Genomic DNA, 15,443 nt, shown 5'->3' on the forward strand with positions numbered 1-15,443 from the left:
AACTCCACCCCCGCGATGCGAGAGGCTTCGTTCATGGTTAATAAAACATCAACCATCAAACGAATATACGGACCAAGAACGGAACTGCCTTGGTGCGTCGACTCTGAAAAAAGAGTCCAAAAGTGTGAGGTAGATGTACAAATGCGGTTGGCACTGTGTGCAACTGCAAGCCACTGATTATGGCATGATTTACGGGTTTCTACCAGTTACCTTTGATAAATCAGTGTTACTTCTGCGCATCATCAATTTTAAAAGCAATTCCCATTGCTAAAAAAAATATCATTTTGATAGCGACAATCACATACCGCATATCCGCAAACTACCAAAAGAGCTTTGAATTACTTCAAAAAATGATCGCGGTAGTGCTGCAATTCGTCAATTGACTCGTGCACATCTGCCAGCGCTGTGTGGAGCTGACGTTTCTTGAAAGCACTGCAGACCTCGGGCTGCCAGCGCTTCGCCAGTTCCTTGAAGGTGCTGACATCGACATTGCGGTAATGAAAAAAGATTTCAAGCTTGGGCATGTACTTGACCAAAAAGCGCCGGTCCTGGCCAATGGAGTTGCCGCACATCGGCACCTTGCCCTTGGGAACGTACTTTGCCAGGAAGGCGAGCAATTGCGTCTGGGCATCTTCTTCGTTCACCGTGCTGGCCTTGACCTTGTCGATCAGACCACTACGGCCATGCGTGCCCTTGTTCCATTTGTCCATCTGCCCCAGAAGTTCGTCGGACTGGTGAATGGCCAGTACCGGGCCTTCGATGCGCGGCGTGAGTTGCGGGCCGGTCACGACGACGGCAATTTCAATGATGCGTTCCTTTTCAGGGTCCAGCCCGGTCATTTCGCAGTCCAGCCAGACCAGGTTCTGGTCGGATTTCTTTAATAAGGGTTCAGTCTCTAACATCTTGCAATTCTCGCCTATCGCCTAAACTCGTTGCCATGACTGACCCCTCTTTTGTATTCACATTACTGTTCGCCGCACTTCTCATGCTTGGGCTGCTGACGAAGTTCTACCTGGCCTCGCGGCAGATTCGCCATGTTGCACGGAACCGGAACCAGGTGCCGGCGGCTTTTGCATCCACCATCAGCTTGGCTTCGCACCAGAAGGCGGCGGATTACACGATTGCCAAGACACGCCTGGGAATGCTGGAAATGGCCTTTGCAGCCGCGCTGCTGATGGGCTGGACGCTGCTGGGCGGCATCGACACGCTGAACCAGACTTTGGTGCGCTCGGGTCTGGCTGACTATGGCGCGCTGGTGCCACAACTGGCGCTGCTCGCGGCATTCGGCGCGATCAGTGGCTTGCTTGACCTGCCGTTCACGCTCTACAAGACGTTCCGGCTTGAGGAGCGGTTTGGCTTCAACAAGATGACGCTCAGGCTGTGGCTGGCCGACCTGGTGAAGTCCACGGCCGTTGGCGCGCTCGTCGGCCTGCCCATCGTGGCGCTGATCCTGTGGCTCATGGGCAGCGCGGGCGCGCTGTGGTGGTTGTGGACCTGGATCGTCTGGATGGGTTTCAACCTGCTGGTGCTGGTGCTGTTTCCAACGGTGATTGCGCCGCTGTTCAACAAGTTCAAGCCGCTGGACGACGAAGCCCTGAAAACGCGCGTCACGGCGCTGATGCAGCGCTGCGGCTTTGCCGCCAAGGGCCTGTTCGTGATGGACGGAAGCAGGCGCTCGGCGCATGCCAATGCCTACTTCACCGGCTTTGGCGCGGCCAAACGAGTGGTGTTCTACGACACGTTGCTCAACCAACTCAACCCGGCCGAGGTCGATGCCGTGCTGGCGCATGAACTGGGCCATTTCAAGCACAAGCACATCATCAAACGCATCGGCGTGATGTTTGCCATGAGTTTGGTGGGGTTTGCTTTGCTCGGCTGGCTGTCAACCCAGGTCTGGTTTTACACCGGGCTGGGCGTGCAGCCCAACCTGGAGGGCAGCAACGACGCGCTGGCGCTGCTGCTGTTCCTGATGGTCGTGCCGCTGTTCACCTTTTTTGTTTCCCCGCTCTTGGCGCAGTCGTCGCGCAAGCATGAGTTCGAGGCAGATGCCTACGCCATTTCGCAGACCGACGGCCGCGACCTGCAAAGCGCGCTGCTCAAGCTTTACAAGGACAATGCCAGCACGCTCACGCCTGATCCGGTATTTGTGAAGTTCTATTATTCCCACCCTCCAGCCTCCGAGCGGCTGGGACGCATGGCGACTCTCAGCACCCTCACCCCCTCTCCAGAAAGCGCAGCCGCATGAGCAACCCGATCCATCAAAACCGTCGCGCCCTGAGCGCCACAGAAATCGTCACCCATCTGAGCAACCTCAATGGCGAGCAGGCCTCGGGCTGGCGGCTGATCGACGGTGCGCTGGAGCAAACCTTCAAATTCAAGAATTTTTACGAAACCATCGGTTTTGTGAATGCGGTGGCATTCATTGCCAACGCAGAAGACCATCATCCCGACCTTGAAGCCAGTTACGGGCAGTGCAAGGTGCGCTTCAACACGCACGATGTCAAGGGCATTTCCGTAAGCGACTTTTTCTGCGCGTCGAGGGTTGACGCCTTGCTGGCTTGAGCAAGCCCTCTCGTCCGGCGCGTGCCGGCACAGCAGCGCTTGCCGGCACGCAATCGGGTCTGGTGGTGGCCGGCTTTGGACGCCATGTGATGGTCGAAACCGAATCCGGCGAGCGGGTGATCTGCCATCCACGCGGCAAGAAAAGCCAGGTGGTTGTGGGCGACCGCATTCGCTGGCTGCCGTCGCAGGATGAAGGCACGATCGAAAAGATCGATGAACGCAGCAACCTTTTTTACCGCCAGGACGAAATGCGCACCAAGTCGTTTGCGGCCAACCTGGACCAGGTGCTGATCCTGATCGCGGCAGAGCCCGAATTCTCTGAAAGCCAGCTGACGCGCGCTTTGATTGCAGCAGAAGCCGAGCACATCAAGCCTGTCATTGCCTTGAACAAGAGTGACCTGGCCGAGCCCTTCGGTCGGGCCTGGAACAAGCTGGCGCCCTACCGCACCATGGGCTACCAGATACTGCCGCTGGCAATCAAGCCAAAAGCCGCGACCGTGCCTGAAGATTCGGTGCAGACTCGCGAACTGATGGAATTGCTGCGCGGAAAAAAAACCCTGGTGCTCGGCCCGTCGGGTGCAGGAAAAAGCAGCCTGACCAACTTGCTGGTGCCGCAGGCCAAGGTATTAACCGCCGAGATTTCGCAAGCCCTGAACTCGGGCAAGCACACCACAACCAGCACGACGCTGTACTGGGTTGATGAAGACAGGACAACGGCGTTGATCGACTCGCCGGGCTTCCAGGAATTCGGATTGCACCACATTGAGCCGATGCAACTGGCCAACTACATGCCGGACTTCAAAGCGCATGCGCAGGACTGCAAGTTCTACAACTGCACGCACTTGCATGAACCGGGCTGTGGCGTGATTTCAGAAGTAAAATCGATCGATCACGCAAGCAGCATAAGCGCTAATCGCTATCGTTTGTATAGCGAGTTGTTCGAAGAGCTGTCGCAGACGCGGTATTGAAAAAGTACGCCGGGCGCTGCCAGGCTTTCAGCCCAGCAGCCGCGCCAGCGTCAGCAGCGCCAGCAGCACCATCCACAGAACTACCGAGCGCCAGACCAGGCCCACGACGCTGCGCAGGTGGGCTACCTCAGGCTCGCGGCAGGTCATTGCTGCCGCGACGGGGACATCGCCAACATCGACCAGTCCACCGACCTCGAATTCCTGCGCGGCAGGGGACACCTGAACAGCATCGAGCGCCACGCCTCCAAGCCGTACATTCACCGCGCCTGATGTGGCCGCCAGAATTAGCCCATCGTTACGGCTGGCTGTGGCCAGAGCGGCACCTGATGGAAAGCGTTGCGTGTAATTTCGCCATGAATCGATAGCGTCTTCGAAACTGCCAACCACGGCAAACCCCAGTGACGTGATACGCGAAGGCACGAAATCAATGACGCCCCAGGCAAGGTTGGCCACCTGCTGCAGGGCCGGGCTGGCGCCCTCTCCCGGTGTTCTGCTTTTGTAGCTCCAGTAACGCGCCACAAATTCGCTCATGCGGTAAAGCACAGCACCGGCTGGTCCGAACCCCAAAGCGGCCAGCACTGAGAACCAGCCAAGTACGCCAAACACATGGCGGTGTGCGGCGAGCACTGAATACTCGATCACATGGCGAACGATTTCGCTTCGCGGCAATTCGCTGGCATCCACCTGGCGCCATTCAGCCAACAACTCGCGGGCGATGTCTTCGTTGCCATCGTCCAGTGCATTGCGAATGTCAGTGAAATAATGGCTGAACTGGCGAAACCCCAGCGTGACATACAGGACCGCCACGCTCCAGACAAAGGCCAGCAAGATGTTGACCTGCCAGAGCAACCAGTGCATCAGCAGTGTGAGCAGTGTAGGCACCATGACGGCAAACATCCAGGTGATCCATCCGTGGTGCGGCTTGCCAGCGTCCAGGCTGCGGTGGCCCCAACGCGACCAGCCCAGGAAAGCAGCATGAACCCAGTTGCCACGGGCCAATGGACGGGCCTGTTCCAGGATCAAGGCAAACAAAACGGCAAAAAAGCTCATGGCAAATCATAACTGGCCCCCACGCTCTCCACTGTGTGGTTCGTGGCCACCCCGGATGGGGCTGCTGCGCCTGCGGCCCGGCGAAGGCGGTTCCGGCCCCCTGGCTGGTCTTGAAAGCTGCATGCGCACTTTGGCGCTATTGCGCCCCAATGCGTTTGGTTTGCTGCAATGCGAAGGCTTTAGGCGCTGAGAAAACGGTAAAAGTTGCGCAGCATGCCGGCGGTTGCGCCCCAGATGTAGCGCTCCCTGGTTTCGCTGCCCGCCATGTGGCTCATCGGGTCGTTGTAAGGCATGGACAGCCACTGGCGCAGCACGCCGTTGAACTCTGATTCATGACGCTGATGGTGCGCGGGGTTCATCAGGAATCTGAGCGGGACTTCAAACACATCGGCCACTTCTCCCGGGTTGGGATGCAGCTGAAAACCTGGCGTGACCAGCGCCACGACCGGCGTGATGATGAAGGCCGAGCCTGTGACATAGGTCGGCAAGGTACCCAACACCTCGACATGGTGGCGCGGCAAGGCTATTTCCTCGTGCGCTTCCCGCAGCGCGGTGTCAACCGCATCCTGGTCGGTGTCGTCGGTACGACCACCCGGAAAGGCAATCTGGCCTGAGTGCGTGGACAGGTTGGTCGAGCGCTCGGTCAGCAACAGCATGAGTTCCTCACGCATCACCAATGGCAGCAAGACGGCGGCCAGCGCCGGTTGCCGGTCGGAAAAGCTCATCTCTACGCTGTGTTCAGGCGTCCACATAGGCGGATGACGAAAGCGGTCACGCAGCGCTTGCGGCGTTAGCCGGTCAGAGCCGACGCCGGCCATGTGGCTGTCACTGCCAAGGACAGGAATGGAGCGCGGATCAAATACGGGCAGGGAAAAAGACTTGACGGGGTTCATGGCAAGGCAGGATAACAAAGCATAAAAAAAGCCGCTCCACAGAGCGGCTTTTCAAAAGCAAAAAATGCTTGACGGCTGCTTTTACGCAGCCTGTGCAGGCTGCACGACCTTGGCTGTCTTGACAGCCTTGATGCCCAGCTTTTCCTTGATACGCGCCGACTTGCCGCTGCGGCTACGCAGGTAGTACAGCTTGGCGCGTCGCACGTCACCCTTGCGCTTGACTTCAATCTTGGCGATCAGCGGGCTGTACACCTGGAATGTACGCTCGACGCCTTCGCCATTGGAGATCTTGCGAACAATGAAGCTGGAATTGAGACCGCGATTGCGCTTGGCAATCACGACGCCTTCAAAAGCCTGCAAACGCTTGCGCGTGCCCTCAACCACATTCACGCTCACGATGACGGTGTCGCCAGGCGCATAAACGGGAATGGTCTTGTTCAAGCGGGCAATTTCTTCCTGCTCAAGAGTCTGAATCAGATTCATGATTTTTCCATCTAACTAATTTCGCTCATGCACGCGCTACGCTAAAGACCGCAAATCCAGTAATTGATTCAAAAAATCAGGTGGTTGCAGTGGCCGCCAGAGGATCGAAAAGCCCATGATTATAGCAATTCAGGCGTCCGGCTCCGGATTTTTTGGCAAATCAGCCAGAAAAGCTTCGTCGCCCATGCTCAGCTGTCCAGCTCTGCGCGCTGCACGGACCAGTTCGGGGCGCTCGCGTTGCGTCAGGGCCAGCCGTTGATCGCGTCGCCAGCGTTCAATGTGCGCATGGTTACCTGACATCAGGATTGGCGGCACGGCTTGACCACGCCAGGCTTCGGGGCGGGTGTAGTGCGGGCAGTCCAGCAAGCCATCAAGCGCCGGATTAAAACTGTCCATCTGATGGCTTGCCTCGTCATTCAACACGCCCGGCTGAAGCCGCGCCACCGCATCCAGCAGGGCCATGGCGGCGATTTCACCGCCCGACAGCACAAAGTCGCCCAGGCTGACCTGAAGATCGACATGGGTTTCAATGAAGCGCTGGTCCAAGCCTTCGTACCGGCCGCAGATCAGCACCGCGCCGCAGCTAGAGCCAGACCAGCGCTCGACGCCGGCATGGTTCAGCACCTCGCCGACAGGAGAAAAAAGAACCGTGGGCGCATCGGGTGCACCCAGAGCGGCGCGGTCAGCACGAATGCTTTCTAGGCACAGCGTGAGCGGCTCAGCCAGCATGACCATGCCCGGGCCACCGCCAAAGGGCCGGTCATCGACCCGCCGGTAACGTCCATCTGCAAAGTCGCGCGGGTTCCAGAGCCGGACATCGACCAGGCCGGATTCATAGGCGCGTCGCGTCACGCCGCAGGTCAGGAAGGGCGCAAAAAGTTCGGGAAACAGGGTGATGACATCAAAGCGCATGAAAACCTACTTTGAGTACCAAACGAGTGGCTGGAAACGACAAGGCATGACGCCCGGGCGCAGCATCAAGCCTCAGTAGTCGGGTTGCCAGTCAACCGTGACGCATTTGCCGGCAATATCAACCTTGTCCACATAGGCTGCAACAAAGGGAATCATGCGCTCGGCTACGGCACTGCTGCCGTCTTCCTGCGTCATCGTGTATTCGATGCACAAGACCGATTGGGGGCCAGTCGTCATCAAATCGCGAACGCAGCCCAAGGCAACGCCTTCGCGGTTAACCACGTTCAGGCCGATCAAATCGACCCAGTAGTATTCATCAGGGGAAGCGGCTGGAAAGCTGCTGCGCGACAAGAATATACGGGCGCCGCGCAAGGCTTCAGCAGGGGTGCGATCGTCAAGATTTGCGAACTTGACCACCACCGAGCCGGAATGAATTTTTGATTCGTCCACCTTGAGGGAGACGGTGCCGGAAAAAAGGCTGAAACCGGGTCGGAACTTGGCATCAGGCGCCTGCAGGTACCAGGTTTTAGCGGAAAGAAGCGCTTCTGGATCGTTGCTATGCGGCAGGACCTTGAGCCAGCCCTTGACACCCCATGCATCCAGAATGCGCCCGACCTCAATCGCGTCTTCAGGCAGCTTTGACGGTGTCAAATCCACGGACGGTTGAAGGCCAGGCATCATTGAAAAGCAGCTAAATCAGGCTGCTGCGACTTCAGCAGGCAGTTCAGCGGCAGTAACTGCAACCGAAGCGCCGCCTTGCTTGATCAGGCGCAGAACGGTCGGAGACGCCTGGGCGCCAACACCGATCCAGTGGGTCAGGCGGTCCTGCACGATGCGCAGGCCTTCTTCGCCGCCTTTGGCAATCGGGTTGTAAAAACCGATGCGCTCGATGAAACGACCATCGCGGCGAACGCGCTTGTCAGCCACAACGATGTTGAAAAATGGACGGTGCTTAGAACCGCCGCGTGAAAGCCGGATGACGACCATGATTTATCCTTGGGTGGCGGGGTAAAAATAACCCCAATGTTCCTGCAGCGCTTGAGACACACGACATGGCCACCCGGCCAGCGAAATGCTGCAAAGCCTGCGATTATAGCTTGCGCTCCCGGTTACATCGCGTGCCGGGCCATTTTCAATGGAAAATCGTCCCCGTGATCTTCGCCACCGATGAAAAAATCGAAAATTCATCAACCTCTTTGCTTAGCATCCCGTATGCCCCTCCTACGCCCCAGCCGCGATGAAGATATCGCGGCCATCACCGCAATTTATGCACACCATGTCCTTCACGGCACCGGCACTTTTGAAACCGAGCCGCCCAGTACCGCCGACATGGCGACCCGGCGGACCGATGTGCTGTCCAAAGGCTTGCCCTATCTGGTGGCCGAGCAGGACGGAAATATTTTGGGCTTTGCCTACGGCAACTGGTTCAAGCTGCGTCCCGCCTACCGGTATTCGGTCGAGGACTCTGTATATCTTGCACCTGGTTTGGACCGTAAGGGCCTGGGCCGCGCCCTGCTGGCCGAACTCTTGGCGCATTGTGAGGCAGTGGGGATACGCAAGGTCATGGCCATCATTGGTGATTCGGCCAATGCCGGCTCGATTGGCGTGCATCGCGCAGTGGGCTTCGAACAAGTTGGCACCGTCAAGGACTGCGGCTGGAAATTCGGCGCTTGGCGCGACATTGTGATCATGCAAAAGACCTTGGGACTTGGCAGTTCGGAGCCACCAAACGAGCCGTCCACCCCATAATCCAGCGCATGCATTCATCTCGTCAGAAAAACAAAACACTCGCCACCTGGCTGGCTTTCATCGGCGGCCAGTTGGGGCTGCACCGCCTTTACCTTTATGGCTGGCGTGACCTGTGGGCTTGGGTGCACCCCCTGGCAGCGGCATTGGGTTGGTGGGGCGTCGAGCGGGTACGGATGTACGGCCAAGACGACCACCTCGCATGGATACTGATTCCCCTGCTGGGTTTCACGCTGGCAGGCACAGCGCTGACCGGAATTTATTACGGCTTGATGGCGTCTGAAAAATGGAACGCGATCCACAATCCGGCGACGCCCGATGCGCGCGCCGGCAACACCAACTGGTTGACGATAGGCGCCGTGGTTTTTGCCTTGCTGTTTGGCACCATCTCTTTGATGTCGAGCATTGTCTTCAGCTTCCAGCGCTACTTCGAATACCAAGTCGAAGAAGCCCGAAAAATCAGTCAATAGTGCAACCTGTAAAACCGCTTTCATGCGGAACCGGCGACAACTGGCAGGCATTTGGCGAGAATCTATGGCATGACGTCTTTTCACACTTCCAGAGATCGCTGGCTCAGCGCTGCAATTGACCGTATTGAGGCGGACTTTCAGCGCAGTGCAGACACCCACCTCATCGCCTTGCCGTTGCCTGAATTTGCGGCACAGGGTATTGATTTTTACCTAAAGGACGAATCAACACATCCGACTGGCAGTCTGAAGCATCGGCTGGCACGCTCGCTTTTTTTGTATGCGTTGTGCAATGGTTTCATCCATGAATCGTCAACCATCGTCGAGGCATCCAGCGGCTCCACGGCAGTCAGCGAAGCCTATTTCGCCCGTCTGCTGGGCCTGCCTTTCGTGGCCGTCATGCCGCGCAATACATCGCCAGAAAAAGTGGCGCAAATTACCTTTTACGGCGGGCGCTGCCACTGGGTCGACAGCGCCTCGCAGGTACATGACGCCGCCCGCCAGTTGGCCAGCGACACACAGGGCCATTACATGGACCAGTTCACCTACGCCGAACGCGCCACCGACTGGCGCGGCAACAACAACATTGCCCAAAGTATGTTCAGCCAGATGGCGCGTGAACGCCATCCAGTGCCGCGCTGGATCGTGGTGGGCGCCGGCACGGGCGGCACCAGCGCCACGATTGGCCGTTATGTGCGTTACCAGCGCCACGCCAGCCAGTTGTGCGTGGCCGACCCGACCGGCTCGGTTTTTGGCGAATACCACCGCACCGGCAACGCCAGGCTGACCGCTCCAGGCTCGCGCATCGAAGGCATTGGGCGGCCGCGTGTGGAAGCCAGCTTTATTCGGACCGTCATCGACCGGATGCTTGAAGTGGCCGACACCGACTCACTGGCTGCCATGCAAGCGCTTGGCCAGTTACTGGGGCGCCGCGTCGGCCCGTCCACCGGCACCAATTTTTTCGGCATGCTGACGCTGGCTCATGAAATGCTGGCGCTTGGCGAGCAGGGCTCGCTGTTATCGCTTCTGTGCGATGCGGGCGAGCGCTACCTGCCAACGTATCACGACGCCGACTGGGTCCTTCACCAATTGGGCGACTGCATACCGGCACGCCATCGCATCGAACGGCTGATGCGGCCCATGCTGGAGTGCTGACATGGGCGCCGATCTGATCGCCTCCATGCCAATGCCGCCTAGCAATGCGCTGCACCGCCGCCAGATGCTGGCCAGCTTGGCCGGAATGGGCTGCGCAGTGCTCAGCACATCCGTTCTAGCCCTGCCCACCAAAACGCTGGTGTTTCCACGCGACCGCGGCGCACACGCCGACTTTCGCACAGAATGGTGGTACATCACCGGCCAGGCCAGCACCGACAACGCCAGTGCACGCCGTTTTGGTTTCCAGCTCACCTTCTTTCGCTCGCGTGTGGACGGCACAGCGCAAATGACATCGAACTTTGCCGCCCGGCAACTGATTTTTGCGCACGCTGCCGTGACAGACCTAGAGGGCGGTAAGCTCTGGCATGACCAGCGTATTGCCCGCGAAGGCTTTGGCGTGGCGTCTGCCAGCCAGCAGGACATGGCGCTCAAGCTGCGTGACTGGACGCTGACCGCCAGCGGACCGCGCTACATCGCCGAGCTGCCGGCCACTGACTTCGGATTCAGCCTGCAATTTGAGGAAACGCAAAGCATGCTGCTGCAAGGCAAGCAAGGCCTGTCGCGCAAAGGCCCGGAAGAAAAACAGGCCAGCTACTACTACAGCCAGCCGCAACTGGCAACGCGCGGACGGCTGCAAATTAAAGGGCAGACATTTGAAGTTACCGGCAAAGCCTGGCTGGACCACGAATGGAGCGAGGAAATCCTCGCCCCCGGCGCGGTGGGTTGGGACTGGACGGGCATGAACCTGGACGACGGCGGCGCCCTCACCGCCTTTCGGCTGCGCGACAAAGACGGCAAGGCCATATGGGCCGGCGGCTCTTGGCGATCGGCCAGCGGCGAATTGCGAATTTTCGGCGCAGGCGACGTCACCTTCAGCCCCCTGCGGCATTGGACCAGCCCGCTCACACAAATCAGCTACCCAGTACTGTGGCGCGTACAAACGCCCGCAGGCCTTTACACGATTAAAGCGCTGCTCGACAACCAGGAACTTGACAGCCGCAACTCCACGGGCTCGATTTACTGGGAAGGACTGAGCGATTTGCTAGACGGCCAAGGCAAGCGCGTCGGGAACGGATATCTGGAAATGACGGGGTATGGACAGGCACTGAGGCTGTGAAGATAAACCACTTGATGCCGACCATTGCTGAATCTGTGCGCGATCAAGTTTTTTCGTGCGGTCAGTTTAATTTTTTCATGGACGATTGATGACGCCTATATCAAGGTCAAAGGTGTCTGGAAATACCTCTATCTGGCCATGGGCAAGGAAGGCAAGACAGTTGAGTTTTTGATAGCAGTGCGACAAGGCCGCACCTCTGCGATTCTTTCAAAAATTTGGAATTGGAGTTCCCGAAGTACCGCCGTGCATTGCGCAAGGAATATCTGGTGGTTTACCCCATTGCCAGACCCGGTCAAAAGCGCTTGAATGCGGATAAAGTTCAACATACATTTTTCAGAACGGAGTTCCATTTTGAGCGCAGAAAAATCCATCGGCAGCGGGTTGAGGCTCGAAGATGGGCAAGCTGGGGCAGCACTTCCCCTTACCCCAACCAGACAAGCCCGAAAGCCCAAGGAAGACCGGCATTTCGTGACTGCACTTGCGCGTGGTCTCGAAGTGTTGTCCTGCTTTAGTCACGGCGAAATCACCCTGAGCAACCAGGAACTGGCTCAGCGCTGCAAACTGCCCAAATCCACCGTGTCGCGCCTGACCATGACGCTGACCAAACTAGGCTATCTGATCCACGTGCAGGAAAGCGGCCGTTATCGCCTGGGCACGGCCTGTCTGGCGCTGGGCAGCGCACTACTCAACAAGCTCGATGTACGCAAGATCGCTCGGCCAATGATGCAGGAGCTGGCCGAATTCTCGGGAGCTTCGGTATCGCTGGGCCTGCGCGACAAACTGTCCATGATCTACGTGGAAAACTGTCGCAGCTCTGCTGCCCTCACACTGACGCTCGACGTGGGTTCGCGCATGCCGCTGTCTACGTCGGCCATGGGACGGGCGTGGCTTGCTGCTGTCACCCAGGATGATCGCTTGGAGGCAATGAAACAGATTTGCGAGCTGGATCACCTCGCCTGGCCGAAGGTCAAGGCTGGCGTGGACAAAGCACTGGAAGACTACAAAACGCTGGGTGTTACCTGCTCGTTTGGTGACTGGAACAAAGAGGTCAACGGAGTGGCTCGCGCGTTCGATCCGGGTAATGGCCTTCCCATCATGGCAGTCAACGTAGGTGGCCCTTCATACAACCTGTCGCCGCAGTTTCTGCTGGACGAAGTGCGCCCACGCCTGTTGCAGGTGGTGCGCTCCATTGAGAATGCGTTGCCCACCTGACCGGCCTGGAGCCATGCCCAGTGCCGGGCGGCCTGCAGGTTTCATGCGGTTTCTTAGAGACGACGCAACAAGCTGCGCAGTGCGCCGAAACGCGTTCACTCCCAACGATAAAAATCCATCTCAATGCTGCGACTTGTCCGGTAAAAAACCTCGTCAGCGCGGCCACAAGCGGCTGAAAATGGCGAACTGCGCCAACACCACTTTGCTTTGCGTCCAGTCATAACGGCGAGTTTTTATCCAGTTATGGCGGTGTCAGCCAAGTTGCAGACCCATGCCAGCGCTACCTCACGGCCCTGGCACCCGTCAAACATTGTTTTGATCTGGCAGACAACAAGTATCCCGGTAGCCGGCTACTCAAAAAAGTTGGCTAGAACTGGTAATCATTTTCCAAGATATGCGTTGTGCACTACTGCCTGCATACCCTTCGCCATCTCCAATATCCCGCCCACCACATACGGCTCGGCTCCGTCTGCCACCCGGTTGTGTAATGCAAACGTGTCTTTGGCGAAGCGATGCGTCGTCGGCGAGGCTTTGAAAATTTCGTGTCTGTGATCGGCATGATGAAAATGCTGAATCGGTCTTTGTGCGTGCTGCATCTTAAACAAACAAAGCACACATTGCCGTAAGGATTCAGTTTTTCGTCCAGAGGAAACCCGCCTTTACGTTCAAGATGAATACGGCTATTATCATAATTCGTTTGGAATGATGTTCTGCACAGCAGTCCTAAAGTCAAATAATTTTTGATTTAGCCCTTCAAAAGAATGGAGACATACCATGAACCCAGTGGATTACAAGCTGCGCGGCTCGGTGGCTGTGCTGACCCTGAACAACCCGCCCGTCAACGGCCTAAGCTTCGCACTGCGCAGCAGCATTGTGGTCAGTCTGGACCGCGCGCTGGCAGATCCGGCCGTGACCGCCGTCGTGCTTACCGGTGGCGAAAAAATTTTCTCGGAAGGTGCCGACATCAATGAATTTGGTACCTCGAAATCGTTGACCTCGCCCAGCCTGCCAGATGTGGTCAGTGCACTGGAGCAATCACCTAAACCGGTGGTGGCTGCGATCGCCGGACACGCACTGGGTGGTGGTCTTGAGCTCGCCCTCGGTTGCCATTTCCGCTTGGCGAAGCAAGATGCCACTCTGGGCCTGCCCGAAGTGAAGCTAGGCTTGTTGCCGGGCGCTGGTGGCACACAGCGTCTGCCGCGTGCGATCGGTCTGGAATTGGCGCTCGACATGATCGTCTCGGGCACACTGCAAAAGGCAGCCAGCTTCGCTGGCACTGATTTGGTCGACGAGTTGGTAAGTGCGGACGTAGTCGCCGCAGCCGTGGACTTTGCAGAGCGAGTCGTGAAAGAAAAACGTCCTCTGCGCCGCCTGCGCGACGTGCAGATGCCCACCGCCGGAGCCGACGCCTTTCTGCAATTCGCCCGAAACAGTGTTAAGACGGCCGCCAAGGGCCTACCCGCCCCGCTGTTATGCATGGAGTGCGTGGCTGATTCAGTGACGCAACCGTTTGAAGAAGGCCTTAAGCGCGAACGCGCCGCCTTTTTTGCCCTGATGGCTACACCCGAATCGCGCGCTGCGCGTCATGTGTTTGCGGCCGAGCGCGCCGCCGGCAAGCTGCCAGACATTCCAGCCGACACGCCGCTGCGCGCCATCGAGACCGTGGGCGTCATCGGTGCCGGCACGATGGGCGGCGGCATCGCCATGAACTTCCTTAATGCTGGTACGCCGGTGGTGCTGCTGGAGACCGCGCAGGAAGCGCTGGACCGAGGCTTGGCCACCATCCGGCGCAACTATGAGAACAGCGCCAAACGCGGCAAACTCACGAAGGCGCAAGTCGAGCAGCGCATGGGCTTGCTCACGCCGACACTTGACTACACCGCCTTCGCCGACGTGGACCTGGTGATTGAAGCAGTGTTCGAGCAGATGGATGTGAAAGAAAAGGTGTTCACCCAGCTCGACGCCGTGTGCAAGCCGGGTGCCATCTTGGCCTCCAACACCTCCTACCTCGACATCAACAAAATTGCCAGCTTCACGAAGCGCCCGCAGAATGTGCTTGGCCTGCATTTCTTCAGCCCGGCCAACATCATGAAGCTGCTGGAGATCGTGCGCGGCGAAAAGACCGCCAACGACGTGATGGCCACGGCGCTTGCGCTGGGCAAGCAAATCGGGAAGGTGGCTGTGGTCTCGGGCGTATGCGATGGCTTTATTGGCAACCGCATGTTGGCCCGCTATGGCGCTGCGGCTCACGCAATGGTGGTAGCGGGAGGTATGCCCCAGCAGATCGACAAAGCCATGGAACGCTTTGGCTACGCCATGGGCCCTTTCCGTGTGGGCGATCTCGCTGGCCTGGACATTGGCTGGGCCACACGCAAGCGCAAGGCGGCTGAAGCCGGTGTGCCCCACGACCCGACCATCGCCGACAAAATCTGTGAGCTGGACCGTTTCGGCCAGAAAACCGGGGCAGGCTGGTATCGCTACGAATCCGGTGTGCGTGAACCGCAGACCGATGCACTGATTGAAAAGCTTATCGTCGACTACCGTAATGCCAAAGGCGTCATCGTGCGCAAGGTTAGTGACGAAGAAGTGGTCGAGCGCTGCATCTTCGCCTTGGTCAATGAAGGCGCGCGCATCCTCGCCGAGGGGATTGCCGTGCGCGCCTCGGACGTAGACCTGGTCTACCTGAACGGCTACGGCTTCCCGACCCGCCGTGGCGGCCCCATGTGTTATGCCAACGAAGTCGGCTTAACCAACGTGGTGCGTGCCCTGCGCCGATTCGCCGGCGAGCCCGGCGCCGATGCGTCTTGGCAACCTGCACCCCTGCTGGTCCGGCTAGCCGAAAACAGCAAAACCTTCGTTTAACCACACCTATTACGGA

The 15,443-nt window shown here is 58.2% G+C and carries 17 protein-coding genes; 10 read left to right on the top strand and 7 right to left on the bottom strand.

The annotated features are described in order from the left end of the window. Nucleotides 1-338 precede the first annotated feature (338 nt). Nucleotides 339-902 (bottom strand): oligoribonuclease, encoded by a 564-nt coding sequence (orn, locus tag IWX87_RS07465; RefSeq protein ID WP_196862889.1) that lies wholly within the window; start codon nucleotides 900-902, stop codon nucleotides 339-341. 35 nt (nucleotides 903-937) lie between these two features. Between orn and IWX87_RS07470 the strand changes: the two genes are divergently transcribed. From IWX87_RS07470 to rsgA, 3 genes are read left to right on the top strand one after another with little or no spacing between them, the layout of a single operon-like run. Then, nucleotides 938-2,245: a M48 family metallopeptidase gene (locus tag IWX87_RS07470; protein WP_196862890.1), complete on the top strand. Its 1,308-nt coding sequence runs from the start codon at nucleotides 938-940 to the stop codon at nucleotides 2,243-2,245. Further along, nucleotides 2,242-2,562 (top strand): 4a-hydroxytetrahydrobiopterin dehydratase, encoded by a 321-nt coding sequence (locus IWX87_RS07475; protein ID WP_196862891.1) that lies wholly within the window; start codon nucleotides 2,242-2,244, stop codon nucleotides 2,560-2,562. Before IWX87_RS07470 ends, IWX87_RS07475 begins: the two co-directional genes overlap by 4 nt. Further along, nucleotides 2,559-3,530 carry a ribosome small subunit-dependent GTPase A gene (gene rsgA / locus IWX87_RS07480; protein ID WP_196862892.1) on the top strand — a complete coding sequence of 324 codons (972 nt, stop codon included), beginning with the start codon at nucleotides 2,559-2,561 and terminating at the stop codon, nucleotides 3,528-3,530. The genes IWX87_RS07475 and rsgA overlap by 4 nt, the downstream gene beginning before the upstream one ends. Before the next feature lie 27 nt (nucleotides 3,531-3,557). Here rsgA and IWX87_RS07485 read toward each other — a convergent pair whose 3' ends face one another. From IWX87_RS07485 to rpsP, 6 genes are all read right to left on the bottom strand, one after another. Beyond that, the gene (locus tag IWX87_RS07485; protein ID WP_196862893.1) at nucleotides 3,558-4,580 is read right to left on the bottom strand and encodes a CobD/CbiB family protein; all 1,023 of its coding nucleotides are present in this window, start codon (nucleotides 4,578-4,580) and stop codon (nucleotides 3,558-3,560) included. Between the two features lie 179 nt (nucleotides 4,581-4,759). Next, nucleotides 4,760-5,473: a CoA pyrophosphatase gene (locus tag IWX87_RS07490; RefSeq protein WP_196862894.1), complete on the bottom strand. Its 714-nt coding sequence runs from the start codon at nucleotides 5,471-5,473 to the stop codon at nucleotides 4,760-4,762. A gap of 81 nt (nucleotides 5,474-5,554) precedes the next feature. After that, nucleotides 5,555-5,956, bottom strand: coding sequence for a 50S ribosomal protein L19 (gene rplS, locus IWX87_RS07495; protein ID WP_196862895.1), 402 nt, complete (start codon nucleotides 5,954-5,956; stop codon nucleotides 5,555-5,557). A 129-nt stretch (nucleotides 5,957-6,085) separates the two neighbouring features. Next, entirely contained in the window at nucleotides 6,086-6,868 is a 783-nt protein-coding gene (gene trmD, locus IWX87_RS07500; RefSeq protein ID WP_196862896.1) for a tRNA (guanosine(37)-N1)-methyltransferase TrmD, read from the bottom strand. Nucleotides 6,869-6,940: 72 nt separating this feature from the next. After that, a complete protein-coding gene (gene rimM / locus IWX87_RS07505; RefSeq protein WP_196862897.1) occupies nucleotides 6,941-7,549 on the bottom strand; it encodes a ribosome maturation factor RimM in 609 nt (202 codons plus the stop codon). Nucleotides 7,550-7,564: 15 nt separating this feature from the next. Then, nucleotides 7,565-7,855, bottom strand: a complete 291-nt coding sequence (gene rpsP / locus IWX87_RS07510) for a 30S ribosomal protein S16 (protein WP_196862898.1) — start codon at nucleotides 7,853-7,855, stop codon at nucleotides 7,565-7,567. A 225-nt stretch (nucleotides 7,856-8,080) separates the two neighbouring features. On the opposite strand from rpsP, the gene IWX87_RS07515 reads away from it, so the two are divergent. The 7 genes from IWX87_RS07515 (at nucleotide 8,081) to IWX87_RS07545 (ending at nucleotide 15,427) form a co-directional block, all read left to right on the top strand. Continuing rightward, entirely contained in the window at nucleotides 8,081-8,617 is a 537-nt protein-coding gene (locus IWX87_RS07515; protein ID WP_196862899.1) for a GNAT family N-acetyltransferase, read from the top strand. A gap of 8 nt (nucleotides 8,618-8,625) precedes the next feature. Then, the gene (locus tag IWX87_RS07520) at nucleotides 8,626-9,084 is read left to right on the top strand and encodes a hypothetical protein (RefSeq protein WP_196862900.1); all 459 of its coding nucleotides are present in this window, start codon (nucleotides 8,626-8,628) and stop codon (nucleotides 9,082-9,084) included. A 69-nt stretch (nucleotides 9,085-9,153) separates the two neighbouring features. Then, nucleotides 9,154-10,236 carry a PLP-dependent cysteine synthase family protein gene (locus IWX87_RS07525; protein WP_196862901.1) on the top strand — a complete coding sequence of 361 codons (1,083 nt, stop codon included), beginning with the start codon at nucleotides 9,154-9,156 and terminating at the stop codon, nucleotides 10,234-10,236. Nucleotide 10,237: 1 nt separating this feature from the next. Further along, nucleotides 10,238-11,353, top strand: coding sequence for a lipocalin-like domain-containing protein (locus IWX87_RS07530; protein WP_231374657.1), 1,116 nt, complete (start codon nucleotides 10,238-10,240; stop codon nucleotides 11,351-11,353). A gap of 24 nt (nucleotides 11,354-11,377) precedes the next feature. Next, nucleotides 11,378-11,659, top strand: coding sequence for a transposase (locus tag IWX87_RS19610; protein WP_231374658.1), 282 nt, complete (start codon nucleotides 11,378-11,380; stop codon nucleotides 11,657-11,659). A gap of 162 nt (nucleotides 11,660-11,821) precedes the next feature. After that, nucleotides 11,822-12,565, top strand: coding sequence for an IclR family transcriptional regulator (locus IWX87_RS07540; RefSeq protein WP_280757846.1), 744 nt, complete (start codon nucleotides 11,822-11,824; stop codon nucleotides 12,563-12,565). A 774-nt stretch (nucleotides 12,566-13,339) separates the two neighbouring features. Beyond that, nucleotides 13,340-15,427, top strand: coding sequence for a 3-hydroxyacyl-CoA dehydrogenase NAD-binding domain-containing protein (locus tag IWX87_RS07545; protein WP_196862903.1), 2,088 nt, complete (start codon nucleotides 13,340-13,342; stop codon nucleotides 15,425-15,427). Nucleotides 15,428-15,443 lie beyond the last annotated feature (16 nt).

Origin of the sequence: Polaromonas sp. CG_9.7, from assembly GCF_015752205.1 — a bacterium.
Lineage (GTDB): Bacteria > Pseudomonadota > Gammaproteobacteria > Burkholderiales > Burkholderiaceae_C > Polaromonas.